The organism is Kamptonema animale CS-326, from assembly GCF_028330895.1.
Taxonomy (GTDB): Bacteria; Cyanobacteriota; Cyanobacteriia; order Cyanobacteriales; family Microcoleaceae; genus Kamptonema; species Kamptonema formosum.
In genome coordinates this window covers 25,217-46,543 of record NZ_JAQMUA010000358.1, presented here as the reverse complement: position 1 = coordinate 46,543, position 21,327 = coordinate 25,217, and the positions used below count along the sequence as shown (strand labels likewise).

The 21,327-nt window shown below is 44.7% G+C and carries 16 protein-coding genes; 7 read left to right on the top strand and 9 right to left on the bottom strand.

Annotation, left to right across the window (positions count from 1 at the left end; genetic code table 11):
* The first annotated feature begins 67 nt into the window (after window positions 1–67).
* Entirely contained in the window at window positions 68–1,744 is a 1,677-nt protein-coding gene (locus tag PN499_RS20865; RefSeq protein ID WP_272034231.1) for a serine protease, read from the top strand.
* A 79-nt stretch (window positions 1,745–1,823) separates the two neighbouring features.
* A complete protein-coding gene (locus PN499_RS20860) occupies window positions 1,824–2,348 on the top strand; it encodes a pentapeptide repeat-containing protein (protein WP_272034229.1) in 525 nt (174 codons plus the stop codon).
* A 78-nt stretch (window positions 2,349–2,426) separates the two neighbouring features.
* Here the strand turns inward: PN499_RS20860 and PN499_RS20855 are convergent, their stop codons facing one another.
* The 3 genes from PN499_RS20855 to PN499_RS20845 form a co-directional block, all read right to left on the bottom strand.
* Window positions 2,427–3,035 (bottom strand): PepSY domain-containing protein, encoded by a 609-nt coding sequence (locus PN499_RS20855; protein WP_272034227.1) that lies wholly within the window; start codon window positions 3,033–3,035, stop codon window positions 2,427–2,429.
* Between the two features lie 515 nt (window positions 3,036–3,550).
* A complete protein-coding gene (locus PN499_RS20850) occupies window positions 3,551–6,088 on the bottom strand; it encodes a CHAT domain-containing protein (RefSeq protein WP_272034225.1) in 2,538 nt (845 codons plus the stop codon).
* 533 nt (window positions 6,089–6,621) lie between these two features.
* Complete coding sequence (locus PN499_RS20845; protein WP_272034223.1) at window positions 6,622–8,013, bottom strand: NB-ARC domain-containing protein; 1,392 nt, start codon at window positions 8,011–8,013, stop codon at window positions 6,622–6,624.
* A gap of 606 nt (window positions 8,014–8,619) precedes the next feature.
* On the opposite strand from PN499_RS20845, the gene PN499_RS20840 reads away from it, so the two are divergent.
* Entirely contained in the window at window positions 8,620–11,097 is a 2,478-nt protein-coding gene (locus tag PN499_RS20840; protein WP_272034221.1) for a calcium-binding protein, read from the top strand.
* Window positions 11,098–11,252: 155 nt separating this feature from the next.
* Here PN499_RS20840 and PN499_RS20835 read toward each other — a convergent pair whose 3' ends face one another.
* The 5 genes from PN499_RS20835 to PN499_RS20815 all read right to left on the bottom strand — a co-directional run bounded on the left by PN499_RS20835 (window position 11,253) and on the right by PN499_RS20815 (window position 12,897).
* Window positions 11,253–11,651: a type II toxin-antitoxin system VapC family toxin gene (locus PN499_RS20835; RefSeq protein ID WP_272034219.1), complete on the bottom strand. Its 399-nt coding sequence runs from the start codon at window positions 11,649–11,651 to the stop codon at window positions 11,253–11,255.
* Between the two features lie 2 nt (window positions 11,652–11,653).
* Complete coding sequence (locus tag PN499_RS20830; RefSeq protein ID WP_272034217.1) at window positions 11,654–11,893, bottom strand: type II toxin-antitoxin system Phd/YefM family antitoxin; 240 nt, start codon at window positions 11,891–11,893, stop codon at window positions 11,654–11,656.
* A 373-nt stretch (window positions 11,894–12,266) separates the two neighbouring features.
* Window positions 12,267–12,425, bottom strand: a complete 159-nt coding sequence (locus PN499_RS20825) for a PIN domain-containing protein (RefSeq protein ID WP_272034215.1) — start codon at window positions 12,423–12,425, stop codon at window positions 12,267–12,269.
* A gap of 32 nt (window positions 12,426–12,457) precedes the next feature.
* Window positions 12,458–12,655, bottom strand: coding sequence for a type II toxin-antitoxin system VapC family toxin (locus PN499_RS20820; protein WP_272034214.1), 198 nt, complete (start codon window positions 12,653–12,655; stop codon window positions 12,458–12,460).
* Window positions 12,652–12,897, bottom strand: a complete 246-nt coding sequence (locus tag PN499_RS20815) for a type II toxin-antitoxin system Phd/YefM family antitoxin (RefSeq protein ID WP_272034212.1) — start codon at window positions 12,895–12,897, stop codon at window positions 12,652–12,654. The genes PN499_RS20820 and PN499_RS20815 overlap by 4 nt, the downstream gene beginning before the upstream one ends.
* 906 nt (window positions 12,898–13,803) lie before the next feature.
* On the opposite strand from PN499_RS20815, the gene PN499_RS20810 reads away from it, so the two are divergent.
* Window positions 13,804–18,303, top strand: coding sequence for a cadherin-like domain-containing protein (locus tag PN499_RS20810; RefSeq protein WP_272034209.1), 4,500 nt, complete (start codon window positions 13,804–13,806; stop codon window positions 18,301–18,303).
* Window positions 18,304–18,435: 132 nt separating this feature from the next.
* On the opposite strand, the gene PN499_RS20805 is transcribed toward PN499_RS20810, so the two are convergent.
* Window positions 18,436–19,302, bottom strand: a complete 867-nt coding sequence (locus tag PN499_RS20805) for a helix-turn-helix domain-containing protein (protein ID WP_272034207.1) — start codon at window positions 19,300–19,302, stop codon at window positions 18,436–18,438.
* A gap of 170 nt (window positions 19,303–19,472) precedes the next feature.
* Between PN499_RS20805 and PN499_RS20800 the strand changes: the two genes are divergently transcribed.
* From PN499_RS20800 to PN499_RS20790, 3 genes are all read left to right on the top strand, one after another.
* Window positions 19,473–20,135 carry an FMN-dependent NADH-azoreductase gene (locus tag PN499_RS20800; protein WP_272034204.1) on the top strand — a complete coding sequence of 221 codons (663 nt, stop codon included), beginning with the start codon at window positions 19,473–19,475 and terminating at the stop codon, window positions 20,133–20,135.
* Between the two features lie 342 nt (window positions 20,136–20,477).
* Window positions 20,478–20,894 carry an MAPEG family protein gene (locus PN499_RS20795; RefSeq protein WP_272034202.1) on the top strand — a complete coding sequence of 139 codons (417 nt, stop codon included), beginning with the start codon at window positions 20,478–20,480 and terminating at the stop codon, window positions 20,892–20,894.
* Window positions 20,895–20,925: 31 nt separating this feature from the next.
* Complete coding sequence (locus PN499_RS20790; RefSeq protein WP_272034200.1) at window positions 20,926–21,327, top strand: VOC family protein; 402 nt, start codon at window positions 20,926–20,928, stop codon at window positions 21,325–21,327.

Here is a 21,327-nt window from a genome sequence, read left to right as displayed (position 1 = left end):
GGCGGCGTTACAAATACTTTTGCGTAAGTCATGAGATAGATATTTAAACTATATTTAAGGTAAACACATGAATCTTTATTATGGAATTTCCGCAGCATTAACAGGGGCCGCTATTGTGCTAGTTCAACCTCAGCTAGCAGTCGCTTTAACTGCTAATAAAGTCAACCGAATTGCCTCAGATGTTACAGTATTAATTGATGGGATTAATCCTGGTTCTGGAGCGATCGTTGCTAGAAATGGCAATACTTATTATGTCCTGACGGCTAAGCACGTTGTAGCCACAGAAGATGAATATGCGATCGCGACTCATGACGGTAAACGATATCCTTTAAACTACCGTACTGTCAGGAAATTACCAGGTTTAGATTTAGCTTTGTTGGAGTTTACAAGCAACCAAAACTATAAAGTTGCAACTCTGGCTAATTACGATTATGATGCGAGATTTAAGTATGTTTTCGTTTCTGGCTGGCAAGAGTCGAAACTACCGATCGCCAATAGACGGCGTTTGTTTAATGCTGGATTATTGATTAGCAACGATTACAAATTGGCTTTTATTAAAGATGCTGTTTCTGAGGGTTACGAGCTTTTCTATACTAATATAACTGAGGTAGGAATGAGCGGTTCTCCTGTGTTAGATACTCAGGGGCGAGTGATTGGTATTCATGGACAGTCTGAAGGTGAGAAAATATATGATGCTAAGTCAAGAGAGATTTATCGCGTTAAGCTTGGGTTCAGTTCTGGCGTACCTGTAGCAAGGTTTTTGAGAGCTATTCAGCAGTCAGGAATTAAGTTAAGTTTGAAAGTAGAAATTTCCCCACCTTTGGAGTTAACTCAACAAGAATCTCGCTCGATTGAAGCTTTTTTACAAGCTCCTACTGCTGCGGGTAGTTCTAATGCTGTTGATTGGGCAAATCGCGGTAATGAATTATATCGTTTAGAGCGATTGGAAGAGGCACTTTTAGCTTTCGATCGGGCAATTAAAATTAATTCTGATTTTTATCCAGCTTGGTACGGGCGCGGCAATGTGCTAGCTTCAATGGAACGGTATCAAGAGGCGATCGCGGCTTACGATCGCGCGACTAAAATTAAGCCTGATTTCCATTTGGCTTGGCGCGATCGCGGTGCTTTGCTAGCTTTTTTGAACCAAGATCGAGAAGCTTTGGCATCTTTTGATAAAGCACTTCAATTTAAACCTGATGACTATGTTGCCTGGTATATTCGCGGTGATTTGCTAGCAGCAAATTTGCAGCGTTACGAGGATGCGATCGCGTCTTATGACAAAGCCATCAGAATTAAACCAGATTTCGCACCCGCCTGGACTGGCCGAGGCGAGGCGCTTTACGATTTGAGACGGTATCAAGATGCGATCGCATCTTTAGATAAGGCAATTCAAATCGATCCCAAGCAAGGGGAAGCCTGGACTCTCAAAGGAATGCTATTGTTGGAGTTGGAACGGTATTCTGAAGCAGTGCTAGCTTACGATCGTAGCATTGCGATCGCACCTGACAACTATCAATTATGGATGCTGAGAGCGGCCGCGCTTGTGGGTCAAAAACGCGAGTCTGAAGCGCGAAAATCTGCACAACAAGCTCTGAAGCTTAAGCCTAACGATCCTGACATTTTAAACTTTATTAATGCCATAGGCCCAAGGGGTTTAATTTCAGACTCAGCTAATTCTGTTTTGAATCGGCCGCGCTATGAAAGACCAAATCCTTCTAAACCGACACCTGGTTTGCTCTGGTAAATTGAAACTGTTTGATTTGTCCTGCCAGAATTTTGCATAATAGAAGTGGGTATTTTTCACTCTCCTAGTACCAATTTTTATGATGGCAAATTTCATTAAACCAATTTTACACCATCTGCTCAGTCTGATTGTAATTTTAATCCTGGCTTGTATGTGGGTACTACTGAGTGCTACTCCCGCTTTTGCATTGCCGAAAACAAATATTAATTACACTAACATTAACTTGTCAAATCGCGATTTTTCTAAAGCTGATTTAGCAGGAGGAACTTTTGTTGCTGCTGAGATGCGAAATACAAATTTTGAAGGTGCTGATTTGACTAACGCAATTTTAACTAAGGGAGTTTTGCTGAATGCCAATTTGTCAAATGCAAATCTCTCCGGCGCTTTGGCAGATAGGGTGACATTTGATGGTGCAAATTTAACTAATGCTAATTTTACAGAAGCTATTTTGACTCGGACTAGGTTTTACGATACTGCAATTTCTGGTGCTGATTTTACTGATGCAATTATTGACTCATATCAAGTTAATTTACTGTGCGAGAAAGCAGAGGGCATAAATTCAGTGACAGGGGTTTCTACGCGCGAAAGTTTAGGATGTCCTTAAAGCCTATAGCCTTTCACTCATTTAAACATTATTATTTGTAGCTGCGATCGCCCCCACACCACCTCCTTTTTAATAGCTCTATTCATCGCTTTCTTTATCTATTTGTGGCTGCCGTTTCTTCCGAAAAATTCCAGTCATATTAATTCCACTGACCAGCATCAATATAGCTCCCAAACCCACCAAAAGTACATAAATGGGCATTAGGAATTCTCCCAGATATTCTCCTTGGTGAATCTTCAGAAAAATCTCTCCTACCTCATCCGACATTTGAAACCAACTTCTGCCAATTCGATAGATTAAACCTGTCACCGCACTGATTGCTAAAGGTAAGAAAATAATTGGTGCAGCTATACGGTGAACTTTACGAAAATCAAGTTTAGCATCTGGTCGTTCAGGACGATTTGCACCAAAGAGTTTGGTCATCGTTAGACCAGTAACAATTAGTCCAATCGTTCCCAAAGCCAGTAAAAGTACATAAAATGCTCTGAGTTTCTGTCCGAGATAGCTTCCTTGGTGAATATCCATAAAAAGATGAATATCCATAAAATTTTGGGTTCCATCCTCTTCCATACCTAACCAACTTTCTGCCAGCCGATAGGCAACTCCCGTTAAGGCTGTTAATAGTAAAGGGATGAATATAATCGGTGAAATTTGGCGATGAAGTTTACGAAAATTAACGTTAGCCATCTATGAATATCCTTTTTGTCAGTTTTTTGTTGTTTACAAATCAGACTAGCACTCTTCTGTCACCGTCAGGATATTTTATGCTGAAATCCTTTACTTAGACTTACTTAGACTGACAGAGGAGCGTCAATTCTATCTATTTACATTTTATTACTTATATTCATTCACACAAGATAGTTACCGCAACTCTCCTTAGTTACCTAAAGTAAAAAAATTGTATTTCCTACAGAATTTATTAAAATCTTAACACAATCAAAACTTACGCACCCACCAAAGAAACCGGGTTTTTTGACAAAAATACTTCGCCATAACCAACAGATTCTCTAAAAAACCCGGTTTCTGGAGCCATGAGCGTAAGTCCTAACAATCTGATATCGAGCTTTACCCCTTTCTAGATGAGCGATGACGCTCTGTTAGTATTGTTTAAGTCCCGATCGATTACCAATTACCAGTTACCAGTTACCAATTACCAATTACCAATTACCAATTACCAATTACCAATTACCAATTACCATTTTTTACATTTTTTGTAACGATCGCCAATCCCCGATCGCTTTCTGGGGCCATAACCAGTTTTGACTCAGAGAAGTAGGTTGAAAACTCTCCGCATCACTTGCTATCACCTGTTCCCGGAGTCTACTTGCTTCGTGCAACAAATCAGTCCGCTGCTGAGGCGACAATCCTCGATCGCGCGCCTGCTGCATCCTCACCAATCCTAATCCAGCGTAAGCAGTTAGCGCTTCCTCATTTCTTGTCGAAGCTGGGTCAGAAGCAACTGATTGTGGCCCTGTCCCGACAGTTGCTTCCACTAAATCCAGCGCTTCCAACCAAACTTGATAAGCTTGATTTAAATTGCCTTCCACATACAAAGCAAAACCCAAAGCATTGCGATACTCCACCGATTCTGGGCGCGATTTCAGAGCACTTTCCCAGTAACGCCTAGCATCATCAACACTATATTTATTATTATTTTGGTCAGATTGAATCGATTGCCACGCCAAACGACCCCAGAGAAACTTAATTTCTGGGTTGTCCGGCGCTGTTTCCGAAGCCGCCGTGAGAGCAACTTCAGCGTGTTTTAGTGCTTGTCGCCGTTTAGGATCTAAGAGTTCTTCTACAGCTTGTTGTCCTTCAGAAAGCTTACCTTGATTAAACTTTTGGATCGCGATCGCTTGCACCTGAGAACTACTAGCTACTTTTAGATTAACAACTTCGGCGTTTGGGCCCACAGAGTCCGTAATTGGTGGTAATGCGATCGGCAACATTTCCCCAGGTTTGGGCCCTCGGTTTTGCCAAAACCACAAACCCAATACCATTGATGCCACAATACCCGTTGGAAATAAACAATAAGCCCATGCTAAAGATTTTTTCTTGTGTTTTCCCGTTTTAACAGGCGGTTGTTTTGAACGCGCCGATTTGCTAGGTAATTGCTCTGCCTGCGGATTAGGCTTTTGGCGAGAATTAGTATTAGCAGGTTGTGGGATTTGGGATGGAGAATTTCGCTTAAACGACGAGGGAACAGAAGAAGGACTTTGAGATTGAGCAATACTGTTACTATGCTCCTGTTTCTGTCTCCTCTGATTTAAAGCCTCCTCTCTTTGGGACTCATTATTAGCTAGCTGATGCCTGAAATTAGCAATTAAAGCTGAATTTTCAGCCTCATTGCCCCAATCATCTTCATCATCAGCGAAATCGCCAAAGTCTGTCACCAAAGGACTTTCTATTTCCTCATCAGGCGCAAGTCCGTCGTATCCCACCAGATTTTCCCCTGATTGCTGACCGTGACGGAGAGCAGGATAAGATGGCGGATAGCTCAAATTGCCTGTTAAAGTCGCATCTACTCCCTTAGCTTCAGCCCAAATCCCAGTTTGCGCCCCAGTCAGATAGCCGTCAAAATCTGAATGCAGATACAGAATCGGCAAGGCCCAGTACAACTGATGAGAACCGTAAGCAGAAATTAAACCCGCCCTCGCTCGGCTCAAACTCAGATCCACCGGATAACCTTGATTCAGGTTGCGGTAAAATAAGCGCGTCAGAGTTAAAGCTACTTCATCGGGAATGCGTTCGGCCATCGCCAACACCGCAGGAATACCGCGCTTCACCAGCGCTTCTGCTAAATTGCGTTCTCCAGTGTCATCCCCATCAAAGCGATCGCCATAGGCACTCCGACAGGAATTAAACACGGCCATTTGAATGCCATTATTAGCTAGCAAACCCCCTAAGTCGTCCCCGCTTAAAGTCTCAGTTAAACCTGTCCTGTCGCTGACCAAGTAAAGTTCGCCGCCTCTAGCTGCCAGATTGCTGTGACCGGCATAGTGTAGAACTTGATATTGTCCCTGTTCTAAGGCTTGAGTAAGCTGTTCGCGATCGGGCTGTTCTAGGATTGTTAATTGAATTTGCGGGGCATAAACATTATTTTCAAGAGTAGCCCGGTTTTGGAGTTCCTGTTGGAGGTGGAGGGCTTCTCTTTTGAGTTGTAAGCTGTCTTGGTCATTGGGGGCTGCGATCGCCATTAAAATTTTTAGCGGCTGCTGAGGCGTAAGCATTCGCCTTTGCTTGAGCAAACTGACACCCGGTTGATAGCGGGAAAAAATCACATCCGTACCAGTAGCCAAAGGGCGATCGGTAGCGTGCAAAACCTCCCAAGGCAAACGCGGCAAACGTCGCCCTTTCAGCCCCAAACGCAACTGTAACAACTCTCTGCGGTGCTGAGCAATAGCTTGAGCGCAAGTCCAGCTATCCCGGAGATTGCCTTGAAATAGCCCATTATAGAGCTGTTGACCGAGAGCCGTCAGATTCGGTCTAGGACTGGTTTTGAGAGATGGGGTCGAAATTCCTGATTTTGGCTTCCTTTCTCCCTGTGCCAAAGCTACTTTTCCCTCAAGCAAACCAAGCAAAGGGTCATTCATCAGTTGTTGAGCAAGGGTAAGCCACTCTTCTACTGGCCAAGTCACCAATTCTTCTGCCAGCAGTACGCCGGGTGCAACCCTTTCCGTCCTCACGAGATATTCATCTTCCCCAACTGGGGTAACAGATAACAAAAATTCTTGGGTCACAGATTTAGTGCCCTCCTGGTCAAGTCTTCAATTGCCCCTGTGTTTACGGTCTGCATTAGCAATTGCTAAGCCTCTCTATGACTAATTATGACGAAGGAAGATAAATCTCCCCTTTACCCTTTTCTCCTTCCTTGCTATTTGACGCAGAAACCTGGTTTTTGGCCCCGCGTCCGCAAGTCCTAGCTAAATCAATAAAAGTTTCTTGATATAGTGGTAGGAAATAAGCGATCCTACCTATAAGTTGCTAATTTCTGAGACTTTATGAGCTTTCTAAGTGTTGAGTTCCCGATCGGGAAATTAGCCCTCAGCAGTTACCCATCACGACTAGAAACTTTCTTGCCCTTCTCTCACTGGGGAAAAGCATTTTGCACCCTTGCCAATTTCACCCCCTAAATTTCCGTCCTTAACTTCTAGGGTAAAGTCTCTTATAGGAGATTTGCCACCGGATGATAAGTCCTCTTTAAAGGACTTCAGGCATTAGGCCTGTATTTCAGGGTAATTCTGAAAATTTTTTAACTGTTAATTGTTAACTGTTAACTGTTAACTGTTAATTGTTTGATATACTGCTTCAGTATAGGTGGCAAAGTATAAAGGTTGTCTTGTTTTTCGATCGAGCAACGTCGCGATAGAGATTGCAATGCGTTTAGTAAATCTGAGGATGATAATTGTCCTTGTTCTAGTAATTTTGCTAAGTTGACGGGATTGCTTTCCTTAGCTAATAAGTATAAAACTTGTCTTTCCAATTCGGATAAGCGATCGCACTGTTCCTGTAAAATATCTTTCAAATCTTCGGGTAATAATAGAGTATCATCTAATAATAACTCAGTAATGCCAATTCCCAACTCTTGAATCAGATTAGCGATGCTTTTTAACCATAAAGGATTACCTTGGTAGCGGTGAATGAGTGCTTCGCAGTTGTCGATTTCTCCTAATCCTTTATCTCTGAGTATTTCCTGTGCGGCTGCGATATCTAAACCAGTGAGTTGTAAGGTACGAATGGGAGTATTTTGGCTTTTTGCTTGAGTTACTTCTCTGGGTTGTTCCCAACCGATTAAGAGAAAGCAGCTTTGATGGGATAATTTTTCTATCTGTTTGAAAAATGAGCGATATTCTTCATATTCTGGTTTATACTTTCCTGCCAATTCGCCGCTACTGAAAAGATTGTGAATGTCATCTAAGATGATTAAAGTGCGGTACTTTTGTAAATACTTAATTAAGGGTAAGGGTTTCGGATTAGTTGCAGGTGAATCTAGCTTGGATGACTGGGAGAAAAGCTGGATTAGTTCGTGTTGAAATTCATCGAGGGTGTGGGATGCGTCGATGGTGCGCCAAATTATATAATCGAATTGATTTTTTATTTGTTGTACGAGTTGTACTGCTAGGGATGTTTTGCCGATGCCGCTGATGCCAGTGAGGGCGATGAGGTGGCTGTGTTGTTGTAGAATCCAATTGGTGAGGGTTTGAAGTTCGGGGGTGCGATTGTAGAAAGTGCCTAATTGTGGCATCTCGCTTAAATCTTGATGTGGAGTTTCAGGTTGTTTTGGGTTAGATGTTTCTTGATTTGGTGGGTGGGGATTTGGTGTATTTGGTGGGTGTCTGGGTTGTTCACAGATGTTGAAATTACCGATGGTTACAACGTCACCTTGTGCAAAGTTTGAAGAATTAGAGACTTGGAACCTCTTAATTGCCGATCTAAAATTCTTTTTACTGATATCTTCTCCCAATTCTTCTGAAAGTAATTGCCATAATTCTGCTCCCACTTTCCTCACACTACTTTCCGAACAATCAAAGTTTTTTGCTATTTGCTTGTAGGTCTCCCGTTCTATAGTGCCTTGGAGTACGGCTTCTTGTAAGTCGTCTAGATGCTCACCTGTTTTCTCGAAGACTATTTTATCGGCGAGTTTTAAGGCTTCTTTCAGGTTCATTGGCGCTCGGAGAGGTGAGTTTTTTTGTATTATAGCTCACCTTTAGGAACAATTTAATACATTTTTCTACATTTTTGCACAAAAGTAGATTCAATAAAGTGAAGTTCAGATAATTTTTTTGACAAAATTGAACATTTTTATGGTAGACAAAGCTTTGATTTCCAAAGAAAATACGATGATGCAAACAAGTAAGTTTTAGGCATTAGAGAGGGGTATGGATGCAATTTTAAAGTTGGTGGGATTTATGGTGATTTGTAACGATCGGGATAAGAGTCTAAATAGATATTAGCCGGCGATCGCTGTTTTTGACTTCATTTGTTAAAGAAAGCAGATAATTTTATCACTTTTTGTCGCAAATACAACAAGATTTGCTGAAAAAAGTTTTTTTGAGAAACGGCGTAATTTTTGGGCAAAAGCCCTGATAGATAGTTAAGGCGAAAAGCTTATCTAAATAGGACTTACGCTCATGGCCCCAGAAACCGGGTTTTTTAGATAATCTTGGGTGACAACGAAGTATTTTCGTAAAAAAACCCGGTTTCTTTGGTTGGGTGCGTAAGTCCTGTCTAAAAAATAGCGATCGCCTGTTTGTAGTAAGCAGGAGAAAATATGGCAACAATTCTCGGTACAGCCTCAGATGATACTCTTAAAGGGTCTGGCAATGACAGCGTTTCTGGTCAAGACGGCAATGACTCCCTTAGTGGCTCCTCCGGCAATAACACTTTAGATGGCGGGCCAGGCAATGACACCCTTCGGGTAGGCGGCAACAACAACAACGACAGCCTCTTTGGTGGCGACGGCAACGATATTCTTTCTACTGAGTTTTTAAACGCCAATACCACGTTAGATGGGGGTGCTGGCGATGATACGATCGATGCCCAGCTTTCGTTGTTTGGTAATGTGCTGCGAGGGGGATCTGGCAACGATGTCTATCTAGCCCCTAACGGACCAGCAAGTCAGATTCAGGATACCAGTGGCATAGATCGGCTCTTAGTTCAAAGTTATCCCCTGAGCACAAATGTTTCTCTATCCTTGTCGCCTGGAAGTATAGGATTAGCCCGACAAGGTACAAGCCTGCTGATTGACGTTAACGCAGACGGGATAGCCAGGGCTGCCGAAGATATTGTAGTTTTAGACTTTTTCGGTGCATCGCCAACAGTCGAGGGTGCTGGCTTAATCGAAACCATCAACAATCTCTCCGGTACAGCAATCCTCGCTGCCAATCTCACTGAGGCTACGGCAGCAGCCGGACTCAATGTAGTCACCGGCACTCCTGGCGATGATAATCTTACAGGCACTGCTGGTAATGACAACATCTCAGGTCTTGAGGGCAATGATACTATCAGTGGCTTAGATGGCAACGACACCTTGCTTGGCAGTTTTGGAAATAACAGCCTAGATGGGGGTACTGGCAATGACTTTCTGAGTGGAAATGGCAGTCTTGCTGGTAGCGATGGAGATGACACCCTGCAAGGGGAGGCTAACTCTACCTTGGATGGTGGTGTGGGCAATGACAGCCTCTTGGGTAGCTTCAGAACCCTCGTCTTAGGAGGAGATGGCAATGACTATATTCGTAATGGTGGTAACTCTAGCACCTTGGAAGGTGGTGCGGGCGATGATACGCTTGATGCCGGATTTGGCAGCGGCAGTGTGCTGCGAGGCGGTGCAGGTAATGATCGCTATCTAATCCTGGCTAACGGACCTAAACAAATTTCAATTCAGGATACTGATGGCATTGATCGCTTAGACATTCCTGAGTTCAGCGGTAGCACTACCAGCGCTCCGGTTTCCCTGTCGTTGTCATCGGGAAATACAGGCTTAGCCCGACAAGGCACTAATTTAGTGATTGACATCAACAAAGATGGCATCGCCAATCCTACGGATGACGTTCTAATTTTAGACTTCTTCGGTGCATCGGCAACTGTCGCAGGTACTGGCTTCATCGAAACTGTGAGCAACCTCTCCGGTACCGCGATCCTCACTGCTAATTTAGCAGACACACCGATACCCGCACCAGCTCCCACACCCACACCCGCACCGGTTCCCACACCTGCACCAACACCAACGGGTACACCTGCACCAACACCGACGGGTACGCCTGCGCCAACTCCCGCACCCACACCAGCACCGGTGCCCGCAGCCGCACCTACACCAGTTCCCATTTTTACACCCACACCAACACCAGCGCCAACGGCTGCGCCCACACCAATTCCGACACCGACACCCGCACCCGTACCCGTTTTCACTCCTACTCCGGCTGTCACAGTCATAACTCCGATCGCACCCACATTCACAAACCCACCCGCAGCAACTAACCAGCAACCGCTGAGTTTCGGAAGCAATGGTGATGATGCGATCGCTGGCAACGACTCTAGCGATATCCTCTTTGGCAACCAAGGAAATGACTCCTTGGGAGGTAATGGCGGCGACGACATCCTCTTCGGAGGCAAAGGCGAAGACGTGGTATTTGGCAACAGCGGCAACGATCTCCTCTTTGGCAACGAAGGCAACGACTGCCTTGCTGGAGGTGACGGCGAAGATACGACGTTAGGAGGAAAAGGTGACGACGCTTTATTTGGTGGCAATGGTAATGATGTGCTTGGGGGCGATCGCGGCAACAATACCTTAGACGGCGGCAATGGTAACGATACCCTCTACGGAGGTGAAAATAACGATACTCTGTTTGGCGGTACTGGTAACGATTTCCTCTATGGCAATAACGGAAACGATATCCTAATTGGTGTTGATAATACCGCAGCTAATCCAGGGCGCGGCGAAGTCGATACACTCATTGGCGGAGAAGGCAACGATACTTTCTTACTGGGAGATGCCACCAAATTCTACTACAACGATGGCAACGATACCGCTACTGGCAATGGCGACTACGCTTTGATTGTCGGTTTCAACCCTAATCAGGATGTCATTCAACTGCAAGGTGCTCCTAGCACTTACCAATTAGGTGCTACTCCCGCAGGATTGCCTGTTGGTATTGGTATCTTTAAGAAGACTTCGGGTGCGGATGAATTGATCGCGATCGTGCAACCAGTTTCTCCTGTCAGCCTTGAGGGTTCTTTACGATTCGTTTGATGATAACGCTCGGCGGTTGAAACCCAGTGGATCTTAAGAAACCGGGTTTCTCAGATAACTAAAGTATCGCCGCCGAGATTTTCTTCAGAAACCCGGTTTCTCACCCACGCGCGATCGCCAATCTCATACCTTTATAAATAAGAAATAAAATCTAACTAATTAGCAGCCCAAAGAAGGGAAATATCGCTGTATTGCTTGAACATTGAATCAGCACTCACAAGCGTCATATCCTCTATGTGAGCCTGAGCAATCAGCATTCTATCAAAGGGATCTCGATGATGTAAGGGTAACGCAGCCGCTCGTAAAGCATGAGACGATCTAATTTCTAAATATTGCACATCTAACAGCACCATGCGACTAGAAATATAGCCATCTATCGGTTCTGGCAGCGGCAACTTTCCGATTGCAACTTTTATACCCATTTCCCAAATACTAGCAACAGAAAACCATAATTCGTTCGTTTCATCGGCAATATGTGCAATCGCGTTCTCATTCAATCGTTCTGGCTCAGAAAACCACCATAACCAACACTGCGTATCCAGCAAAAGTTTCACTTTTAATCTCCCTCGAATGCTGCCAAAATCTCTTTTGGTAAAGGCTCATTAAAGTCTTCCGGTACAATAAATTTCCCTCGATCTTGCCCTAAACTAGCTCGTCGATTGGATGAATTACAAAACGGAATTAACTTAGCTATTGGGATAGATCCGTTTGAAATAATGATTTCTTCTCCAAGTTCTACACGCGACAATAAACTTGAGAGATTTATTTTAGCCTGATCGATATTTACAGTTTCCATGCTCTTAAAAAACTAAGTCTATAAACTAAGTTTACTCCGATTGTGATAGTTGTGCAAGTTGTTAGCCTGTTCCAAGTGCGTAGGCGAAGTCAGCGGTAGGCATCGCAACTCTCCCCTCGCTTAAATTTTCTCCCTCAACCCAATATTAATCGGTATTTAATGTGACTTTATTAAAGCGCGAATTTCTTAAGAAACCGGGTTTCTCAGATAACTCAAGCATCTCATCCGAGATTTTGGAAAAGAAACCCGGTTTCTCACCCCCACGCGCCTCACCAAAAGAAAGCGCGATCGCCTACAAAAATATAGAATATCCCATCTCGCTGAGGGTCATTATACCCGAAAGTAAAGTTGTATGGGTTAATTACGCTATTGTCTAACTGAGTATTTGTAGCGCCGCATTGTTTGTAAGGTTAGCATCAACTGTGGCTAAATTTAAGCCATAATAAATGGCTGTGGCGACAATAAATCGGTCTGCGGGGTCTTGATGAGGTAGTGCAATCTGGCGACTTAAAATAGCAATAGGGTGATTCATTTGGGCTTCACGAGTTTCCAGGGTTTTTAAAGCTAAGTTAACCCACGTAACGGGATAGGGCTGTAAGATATCCGTCCTTTTTCTGCAAGCATGAGTGTCTCCCAAATGCTAATTGGACTCAGCCAAAGTTCGGTGTTAGGATCGACTATGGCCGTTTGAAGCGATCGCGATAGGCGCGGGTCGCCGAGTAAATACCACAGCCAAATGTGGGTATCGAGTAAAAGTTTCATTCTAAAACTTCCCACGGTTCGGCGACAGGAGCAATTAAATCTCCTAATATTTCACCGCTTCCTTTCATTGCGCCAAAGCTAGGACGTAGAGTTTGGGTGGTCGCAGGATAAATAATTACCAATGCTTTTCCTTCATGGATGACCGTTAGAGGGGTTTTGGTGCGTTCGACCTCTATCAATAAAGTCTGGAGGGTTTGGGGTAATTCAGTCGTGGTAATTTGTGCCATTTGTTGATCGCTCACAATCTTATTCTATTTATTCTACATAGAATGTCGTCTCAAGTACATTGAAGGAGCTTTCTTAATTTTCTCGATCGGTGTATATAAATCAGGCGATCGCACCTTTCTTACCCAAGAAACCGGGTTTCTTAGATAACTAAAGCATCTCATCCAAGATTTTGGAAAAGAAACCCGGTTTCTCACTTCCATGCGATCGCGCAACCAGCCGCAGACATCGCCCCAAAAAAAGCGCCTATTCCCTAATCCATCTTTAGACTGATGACTTGTTGCCAGTAATTAACCAAGTTTAGCGCTGATTTTTATAGCCAGCTTAAGTCTGTAATAAGCTGATGAGGTTGTAACTTGATTTCAGGAAGATTTTTGATTTGTCGTAGAGAGATGTTATATTTACGCTCCAAGGTGGGTATACTTTATTAGATAAGCATAAAAAGACTTATAAAGGGTGCAGTTAATAGTCCTTAACTGAGTTTAATCTCAATAATACTTAAGTAATATCCACTAAAGCAGGCTATTTTATCCTGTTTCACTTGCGGACAGGAAAATGTTTGGTGGTGCTATTTGGGCGAGAGTTAAGTTTCGTCTAATTCTGCTGGAATTCTGACACAAGTTTGAGGGCGTAAACGTCAGGATATTGGCTGCGCCTACTTATACTCAATGGCAAAGATTTAGCCTGAATCGCCAATTTTTAACTCTTTACTATAGCAACCGCTAAGGGTTTAAGACATTCCGAATTCCTTAAATCCTTGATTCTAATACCATTTCGCTAGTACCTAGCCTTGAGCATCGTAGCCCCTAGCTATAAAATTACTTGCTATTCAAAAAAAATCAGGCTTTAATAGAGATACTCTGCGGTTTTGACCTAAATTCGATTGCGTTCAACAATCTACTCTGTTTTCTGGAAAGACAACAATGGCCGACGAAATCTTAGAAGCCAATATTGTAGGAATACCTATTCCTGAAGAAGGTATAACTGCAATTCCAACGATTAATTCAATCAATGCAACCATTATTTCCAATCAGATCGGTTCTCCTGAAGAGGGGAATATCAAAGACGACGATGACGATGATGATGATCGCGATGACGATGATGACATCATCAATGGCACTAATGACAATGACCTGATCGTAGGCGGTACCGGGGGCAAGACGTTATATGGCAACAAAGGTGAGGACACCTTGCAAGGGGGAACAGGCGGTAATATCCTCTACGGTGGCAAAGATAATGACACCTGTATCGGCGGCGAGGGTAACGATGTTGCCAGTGGTGACGATGGCGATGACGTAGCGATGGGTAACGGCGGTGACGATCGCGTTACTGGTGATGTAGGCGATGACACCGCTTTTGGTGGCAAAGGCAACGATCGCTGTGAAGGTGGCGATGGTACTGACTGGGTACATGGCAACCAAGACGATGACGACGTTAGCGGCGGTGATGGTAACGATACCCTCTACGGCGGTAAAGGTAATGACATCTGTGATGGCGATGATGGCAACGATACCATTAGTGGCGATCGCGGCAACGATAGCTGTAGCGGTGGGGCAGGCAATGACAGCATCTCTGGTGGTACAGGCAACGATAGCATCGTTGGCGAACAAGGTAGCGATACCTGTATTGGCGGTGATGGCAACGATGTAGCTGACGGCGGCGATGACAATGACAGCATTGTTGGCGGCGGCGGCGATGACACTCTCATGGGTGGCGATGGCAACGATGCCTGTAGTGGCAATGAGGGTGACGACAGCATTAGCGGCGACGCAGGGGATGATTCTCTCTTGGGTGGCGACGGCAACGATGTTTGTGAAGGTGGCGCTGGCGATGATAGCCTCGTCGGTGATAGCGGCAAAGATACCCTTGTCGGCGGTACAGGCAACGACGCTTGTGATGGCGGGACTGGTAGCGATAGTATTGTTGGCGGCGACGGCAACGATACTTGTTTGGGAGATGACGGCGATGATACTATCTTGGGCGAAGCTGGAGACGACTCCCTTAATGGTGGTGCCGGTAATGATGCGATCGCAGCGGGTCAAGGCAATAACAGCCTAGAAGGTGGCGCTGGGGATGACAGTCTAGAAGGCGGCGACGGCGACAACAGCCTTTCTGGAGGAGAAGGTAACGATACCTTAACTGGCGGTACAGGCAACCATACCTGTGTTGGCGGCGCGGGTAACGATGTCTTTATCATCAAAAACGTTACCAGCGGCGGCAAATCAACGATCGCAGACTATACAGATAACAGCGACAAATTCCTACTAGCGGGGGATTTCAGCTTCAGCAGCTTATCCTTCGTCCAAGTTGGTGTTAATACCGAGATTCGTGGTAGCAGTAACTTTGTACTGGCAGTACTTTTGAACGTCAGCGCCACGGTACTCGAAGCCAGCGACTTCTTCCAGAGTGGCGGTAGTACCACATCACCTGTGGGGACAACCAACACGCCTCCCGTATTGGAAGCTAACAAAGAATTAGCGATCGCAGCCGGTGGCTTCCAAATCATCACATTTGAATCTCTGCGATTCTTTGATTCTGAAGATGGCGTTAGCGGCATCACCTACAAAATCACACAACTGCCAACTGCTGCCCAAGGCCAGCTATTCTATAATGGCCAAGCGATTACCTCCACCGACTTCACCTTTACCCAACTCGATATCAACCTCCGCCTGCTGACATTCCAAGCTGCGGCTGGGTTTACTGGTGATGCCAGCTTCAGCTTTGACGTGAGTGATGGCAAAACCACAATCAGCGGCCAACGGTTAAAGATATCAGTCGTAAATACCATCTTTAATTTTGTCGGCAATACAACTCCGCAAGCGATCACCGGTTCCCCGCTAGGGGATGATATCCAAGCTGGCGATGGTGGCGATGACATTAAAGGCGGCTTGGGTAACGACAAAATCAAAGGCGGTACAGGTGACGACAAAATCGAAGGCGGTGACGATAACGATGAAATCGAAGGCAGTGAAGGTAAAAATATCCTAACTGGGGGTGCCGGTCGCGATCGCTTCATCTATCGTAAAGCCCGTCAAGGCGTAAATGCGATCGCAGATGCAGATTTGATTACCGATTTCAATGCCAGCGAAGATTTTCTCGAATTTTCTGCCGCAGCTTTCGGCAATATCAGCATCTCCAGTTTCACTAAACTGACGATTACTTCTAGCTTCTCAGGCATCATCGGCAGTTCTAACTTCCTAGACTTCAGTGACGATACCAGCGTCACCGATATTGCCTCCTTGCAAGCCCGGTTTGCGGCCCTTGGCGGCAATAGCGGCCCCGTTTTCTGCCAATTTACCGATGCTACTACAGGCCGCAGCGTCTTAGTGTTCTCAATTGGTACTCGCTTTGAGATTGTTGCCCAATTCTCAGCCCGGATTACTCTCAGCATCAGCAACTTTGTCTTTAGCGGGCCATCAGTTACGGTTCCTCTGGGCACTGCTGGCGCTGATATTGTCAACCTGGGGACATTTCCCGCCCCCGTCAAGTACGACGGTTTGGGAGGAAATGACAGCATCATAGGTAGCGACTTTGACGACGAAATTGACGGCGGCGAAGGCGATGATTACATCAATGGCGGCAAAGGCAAGGATAAAATCAAAGGCGGTTTGGGTAACGACCAAATCCTGGGTAGCGAGGCCGATGATTCCCTTTATGGCGATGATGGCGACGATACCATCGTCGGTGGTATTGGCCGAGATTGGCTGACAGGTGGCACTGGTGCCGATGTTTTCTCTTACATTACTACCAAAGAAGGCGGCGATAAGATTGTTGGCTTTACTTCTGGAACCGATAAATTCCAGTTCGTTTCTGCGGCCTTCGGCAATCTTAATAGCTCAAACTTTGACTTAGTGAATATTACCAGCCCGACTACTGATATTACAGGGAAAGAGCTGTTAATTTTCTCCGGTACTTACGCTAGTTTAGCCTCATTACAGACTCAATTTGCAGCATTGCCAGGGGCAGGTACTTCTCCTGTATTCTCCTTCTTCCAAAATGCTGCGGGTGAAGGCGTGTTAGTGTTTGATGTCGATGGTACTGGTTCTGCTTCGGCCGTAGAAATTGCCAATTTAGGTACTGGCGTTACCGGTTTGGGTACGGCAGATTTCTTATTCAACGGTACGGTTCCAACTCCGACTGTGGTTTCTACCACCAGCATTGTCAATCTCAGCGCCGCAGGAAATACCTATCCTACTGGCAACCTTGATTTCAGCAATAATGTTGGCGGTTACGGCTTTACTGGGCCCCTGTTATTCATTGGCGATGCCAATGCTAACAATGTTACAGGTACGGCCTTTGCTGACTTTATGACTGGCGCAGGTGGTGCAGATTTCTTCACTGGTGGGTTAGGTGGAGATATCCTGACTGGCGGTGAAGGTGCGGATATCTTCGCTTACAAACTTCCCACTGAAGGCGGAGATACAATTACCGACTTTATCGCTGGGGTTGACAAATTCCAGTTTGTAGGTGCGGCTTTCGGCAATTTGACGACAGCTAACTTTGATGCTGTCAGCGGTGTTTCCCCTGATATCGCGGGTAAAGAGTTAGTCATCTTTACTGGCGGTACTTACGCCAAATTCGAGGACGCACAAGCGAAGGCTATAGGGGTTTCCACAAGTCCTGGTTTCTTTGCTTTCACTAATGCTGCCAATGAGACACTGTTAGTGTTTGACTCGAATGGTACGACTACTGGTGGTTTCACCACTGTTGCCACTCTGAAGAATGGCCCTGTGAATTTGGGGAGTGCGGATTTTGTCTTCAGTGGTACGATCGCACCTACTGCTGCTACTACTACGACTCTGAGCAGTATTGCCGATCTCACAGCCGCAGGCAATACCTACCCAACTGCACTTAATGACTTTAGCACCGGCGTTGGTGGTTATGGCTTTAGCGGGCCCGTACTATTTACTGGCAACGCTAGCAATAACAGCGTACTTGGCACTGCCTTCAATGACACTATCTTCGGTGGTGAAGGCGATGACAGTATGTCTGGAGGTAACGGTTCTGATTCCCTCTCTGGCGGTATTGGCAATGATACCCTAATTGGCGGTTTCGGGACGGACGCGCTAGATGGTGGTGTCGGCAATGATGTCTTTGTTTTCAATGGCACTGATGCTGCTGGCAGCGATTTTATTACCAATTACAGCACTGCTGACGATCTAATTCGCCTTGATAGCGTCGGTTTTAGTGGCTTTGGGACAGGGCCTCTTGGTTCTGGTTTCTACGTCTACAACAGCACAGGTTCGACTGTAGCTCAGATTGAGACAACTCTCACAAGTCCGGCGATCGTTGCGATCTATGATGGCACGGTTTCTAAACTTTACTATGACTCTAACGGTTCTACGGTTGGTGGTAATAGTTTGTTCGCTACTGTGGACGCAAACTTCGGCGTTTCTGGTAACTCGCAACTCTTCCTGTTCTAGAGGAAGTTAGCGATCGGGTGGCGATCGCGAAGTAGTTGCTATAAAGTAGGGTGAGCGTTTCTTACCCTACTTTATTTTTTGCTTAAGCAAAAGCGCTCGCATTTTCCATCGATAACTTGTATAGTTATCTAACTAATTTATTCTATATGCTTTCGGTGTCATACCTGTAAATTGCCGAAACTGTTTGCTCAAATGACTGTGACTATTGAACCCACACAAAAAGGCAATTTCCATAATCGATCGATCTGTTTGTTTCAACAATTGCTTTGCCCGTTCTACTCGTTGCTGAAGCAGATATTGATAAGGAGCTATCCCAATTGATTGCTTAAACTGATGGCTGAAATGAAATTGACTCATCCCCAATAATTCGGCTAAATCTGCCAGCTTAATATCTTGATTCAAATGTTCATTGATGTATTCCAAAATTTGCAAAACTTGACGTTCCGGTAAGCCACCCTCATAAATTGAAAGTCGAGGTTTGACCGCAGAATATTGTCTGAGCAGATGTATTGCTAATACATTTGCCAGTGATTCAATATAAAGTCTTCCGCCTAAATTTTCTTGTTTTAGTTCAGCAAAAAGTAGCATTCCCATCGCCTCAATTTGAGGGTCGCGCGTGCGAAATTCTGGGAGTAATTCAAGTCGATCGGGATTCATCGCTAGAGCTTCTCTAGCAACGCTTTGAATAAAACGAGACGCAATCCGAATCTCCAAGTAGCGATCGTCACCATCCCAACGTGCAAAAAATGGTGTTTTGGCAGGTGTTATGGAAATATCGCCTTTCCCACAGAGTCCCGCATGGGTTCTTCCTCCCTTGATTTGCAGTAACCGAACGGGACGAGGTGCAAGAGACAGACAAATTGTGTGTTCATCGCTGTAATGAGTGCTTCCCTCTCCTGGTGGGTGCTGAAATTCCTCAACTATAATATTTTCCCAACCCTGCTTTTGACTAGACAAGATAGGAAAGCAGGTTGTTTGAGTTTCATAACCCTTTGGCATCTCCATGACACAAAACTAAATCGCGATTATCTGATTGTATTCACTTAAGGATAACACCCATCGATCGCCCGGAAAATCGATCGCAAGATTGTGATAGTAGCGCAAGAATTAGATAGCGAAATATCGGTGAGTTTCTCCTAAACTGGAATAGTGTTCTACTACGAAAAATTATGGCACGCTTGTTACACATTGATTCTAGTCCGCGCGGTGAGCGATCGCACTCTCGCAGGCTTACACGAGAATTCGTTGAAGCTTGGAAACAAACTCATCCTAACGATATTGTCACCTATCGAGATATCGGTCGCAATCCCGTTCCCCATGTTGATGAAATGTGGATTGCAGGGGCCTATACACCCCCAGAGGAGCGCACCCCTCAACTTCAGGAAGGGATTCGGATTAGCGATGAACTTATAGATGAATTCTTAGCTGCCGATTTCTATGTCATGGGCATTCCCATGTACAATTTTAGCGTTCCCAGTACATTCAAGGCATATATTGACCAGATTGTACGTCCCGGACGAACCTTTGCTTTTGCGCCAGAAAACTCTACAAATCCTTACAAACCTCTCGTACTGGGTAAGAAAATGTTGATCGTTACGGCGCGAGGTGCTTCTGGGTTTCAACCTGGCCAGCGCAATGAGAAGATGAATCATCAAGACCCGTATTTAAGAACTGTTTTTGGATTTATTGGCATCACCGATATCAGCTTTATCCATTTTGAAAATGACGAGTCTGATGGCAAAAGTTTGGCTGAATCGATCGCATCTGCTCGTACTCAAGTGGCTCAATTAGTGGGAAGCTACAGCAGATTGCAGGCAAGTGAAGTACGGTAAAATAAGTAGGGGGAATTGCCAAAAAGATTTAAAATTGTTAGAAAAATATGATGCTCAGCAATTCCCACCAAGATGTTACCTATCAATCTGAAATCTGTTGTAAAATAATACAACAACATCAGATTGCTTAACAATATTGTTAGCCTGTTTACGTTACAGTTGTAGCATTGGTTTTTTGGTTGTTTGTAAGTTGTTTAAATAAAACTTACGCAAGTCGTCCCAGAAACCGGGTTTTTGAGCTCATCTGTGGTTAAAACCAAGTATTTTCGTAAAAAACCCGGTTTCTTTGTTTGGGTGCGTAAGTCCTGTTAAAATTGAGTAATTTGAAAGTTAATTAAGTCTATGAATGCAGCCATACCTACTATCGATATGACCTTTCCTCTCTGGGGTTTAGCAATTTTCATCGTGTGGACGATTACTGTCGTTGCTCTTCTACTTACGGTCAGGATTCGGCATTTATCCGCTGGTGGCTCTCCCAAAGAGTTCGGAATACAAAATGATGAAAGCTTGCTTTGGCGACTATTTCGGGTACAGTCCAACTTAGTAGAAAACCTCCCTTTATATATAGGTGTTGTCTTTCTGCTCACGGTTCGCGGCGTATCGGGAACAGTGGTAGATTTGCTGGTTGTTGTGTACATAGTATTTCGGATTGTGCATTCCCTGATTCATATAGCTGGACTTAATCCGATTTTTCGGGTCTTAAGCTTAGTTATTCAGTTAGTCTGTTTGGTTACTTTGACTACTCTGGCAATTTTCTAGTTAAGAAATTTAACCTTAAAAAGGAGAAAACATGGCTACTAAAATTTTCGTGAATCTACCCGTCAAAAATCTAAATAAGTCTGTGGAGTTCTTTACTAGCCTCGGCTTTCAGTTTAATCCCCTATTTACTGACGAGACGGCGACTTGCATGATTGTGGGCGAGGATATATTCGTCATGTTATTGACTGAAGACAAGTTCAAGACGTTTACGCCCAAAGAAATTTGTGATGCAACAAAAAGCACAGAAGTGCTTGTATGTTTGTCTACCGAGAGCCGAGAAAAAGTTGATGAAATGGTTCGCAAGGCAGTCGCCGCTGGCGGAACAACATACACTGAACCGCAAGATCATGGTTTTATGTATGGACATGGATTTCAAGATTTAGATGGCCACATTTGGGAAATTATGTACATGGAACCAGATGCAATAAATTAG

Coding starts and splice junctions, on each gene's coding strand:
- PN499_RS20865 (WP_272034231.1), top strand. CDS start 68: ATGAATCTTTATTATGGAATTTCCGCAGCATTAACAGGGGCCGCTATT.
- PN499_RS20860 (WP_272034229.1), top strand. CDS start 1,824: ATGATGGCAAATTTCATTAAACCAATTTTACACCATCTGCTCAGTCTG.
- PN499_RS20855 (WP_272034227.1), bottom strand. CDS start 3,035: ATGGCTAACGTTAATTTTCGTAAACTTCATCGCCAAATTTCACCGATT.
- PN499_RS20845 (WP_272034223.1), bottom strand. CDS start 8,013: ATGAACCTGAAAGAAGCCTTAAAACTCGCCGATAAAATAGTCTTCGAG.
- PN499_RS20840 (WP_272034221.1), top strand. CDS start 8,620: ATGGCAACAATTCTCGGTACAGCCTCAGATGATACTCTTAAAGGGTCT.
- PN499_RS20830 (WP_272034217.1), bottom strand. CDS start 11,893: ATGGAAACTGTAAATATCGATCAGGCTAAAATAAATCTCTCAAGTTTA.
- PN499_RS20825 (WP_272034215.1), bottom strand. CDS start 12,425: ATGAATCACCCTATTGCTATTTTAAGTCGCCAGATTGCACTACCTCAT.
- PN499_RS20820 (WP_272034214.1), bottom strand. CDS start 12,655: ATGAAACTTTTACTCGATACCCACATTTGGCTGTGGTATTTACTCGGC.
- PN499_RS20810 (WP_272034209.1), top strand. CDS start 13,804: ATGGCCGACGAAATCTTAGAAGCCAATATTGTAGGAATACCTATTCCT.
- PN499_RS20805 (WP_272034207.1), bottom strand. CDS start 19,302: ATGCCAAAGGGTTATGAAACTCAAACAACCTGCTTTCCTATCTTGTCT.
- PN499_RS20800 (WP_272034204.1), top strand. CDS start 19,473: ATGGCACGCTTGTTACACATTGATTCTAGTCCGCGCGGTGAGCGATCG.
- PN499_RS20795 (WP_272034202.1), top strand. CDS start 20,478: ATGAATGCAGCCATACCTACTATCGATATGACCTTTCCTCTCTGGGGT.
- PN499_RS20790 (WP_272034200.1), top strand. CDS start 20,926: ATGGCTACTAAAATTTTCGTGAATCTACCCGTCAAAAATCTAAATAAG.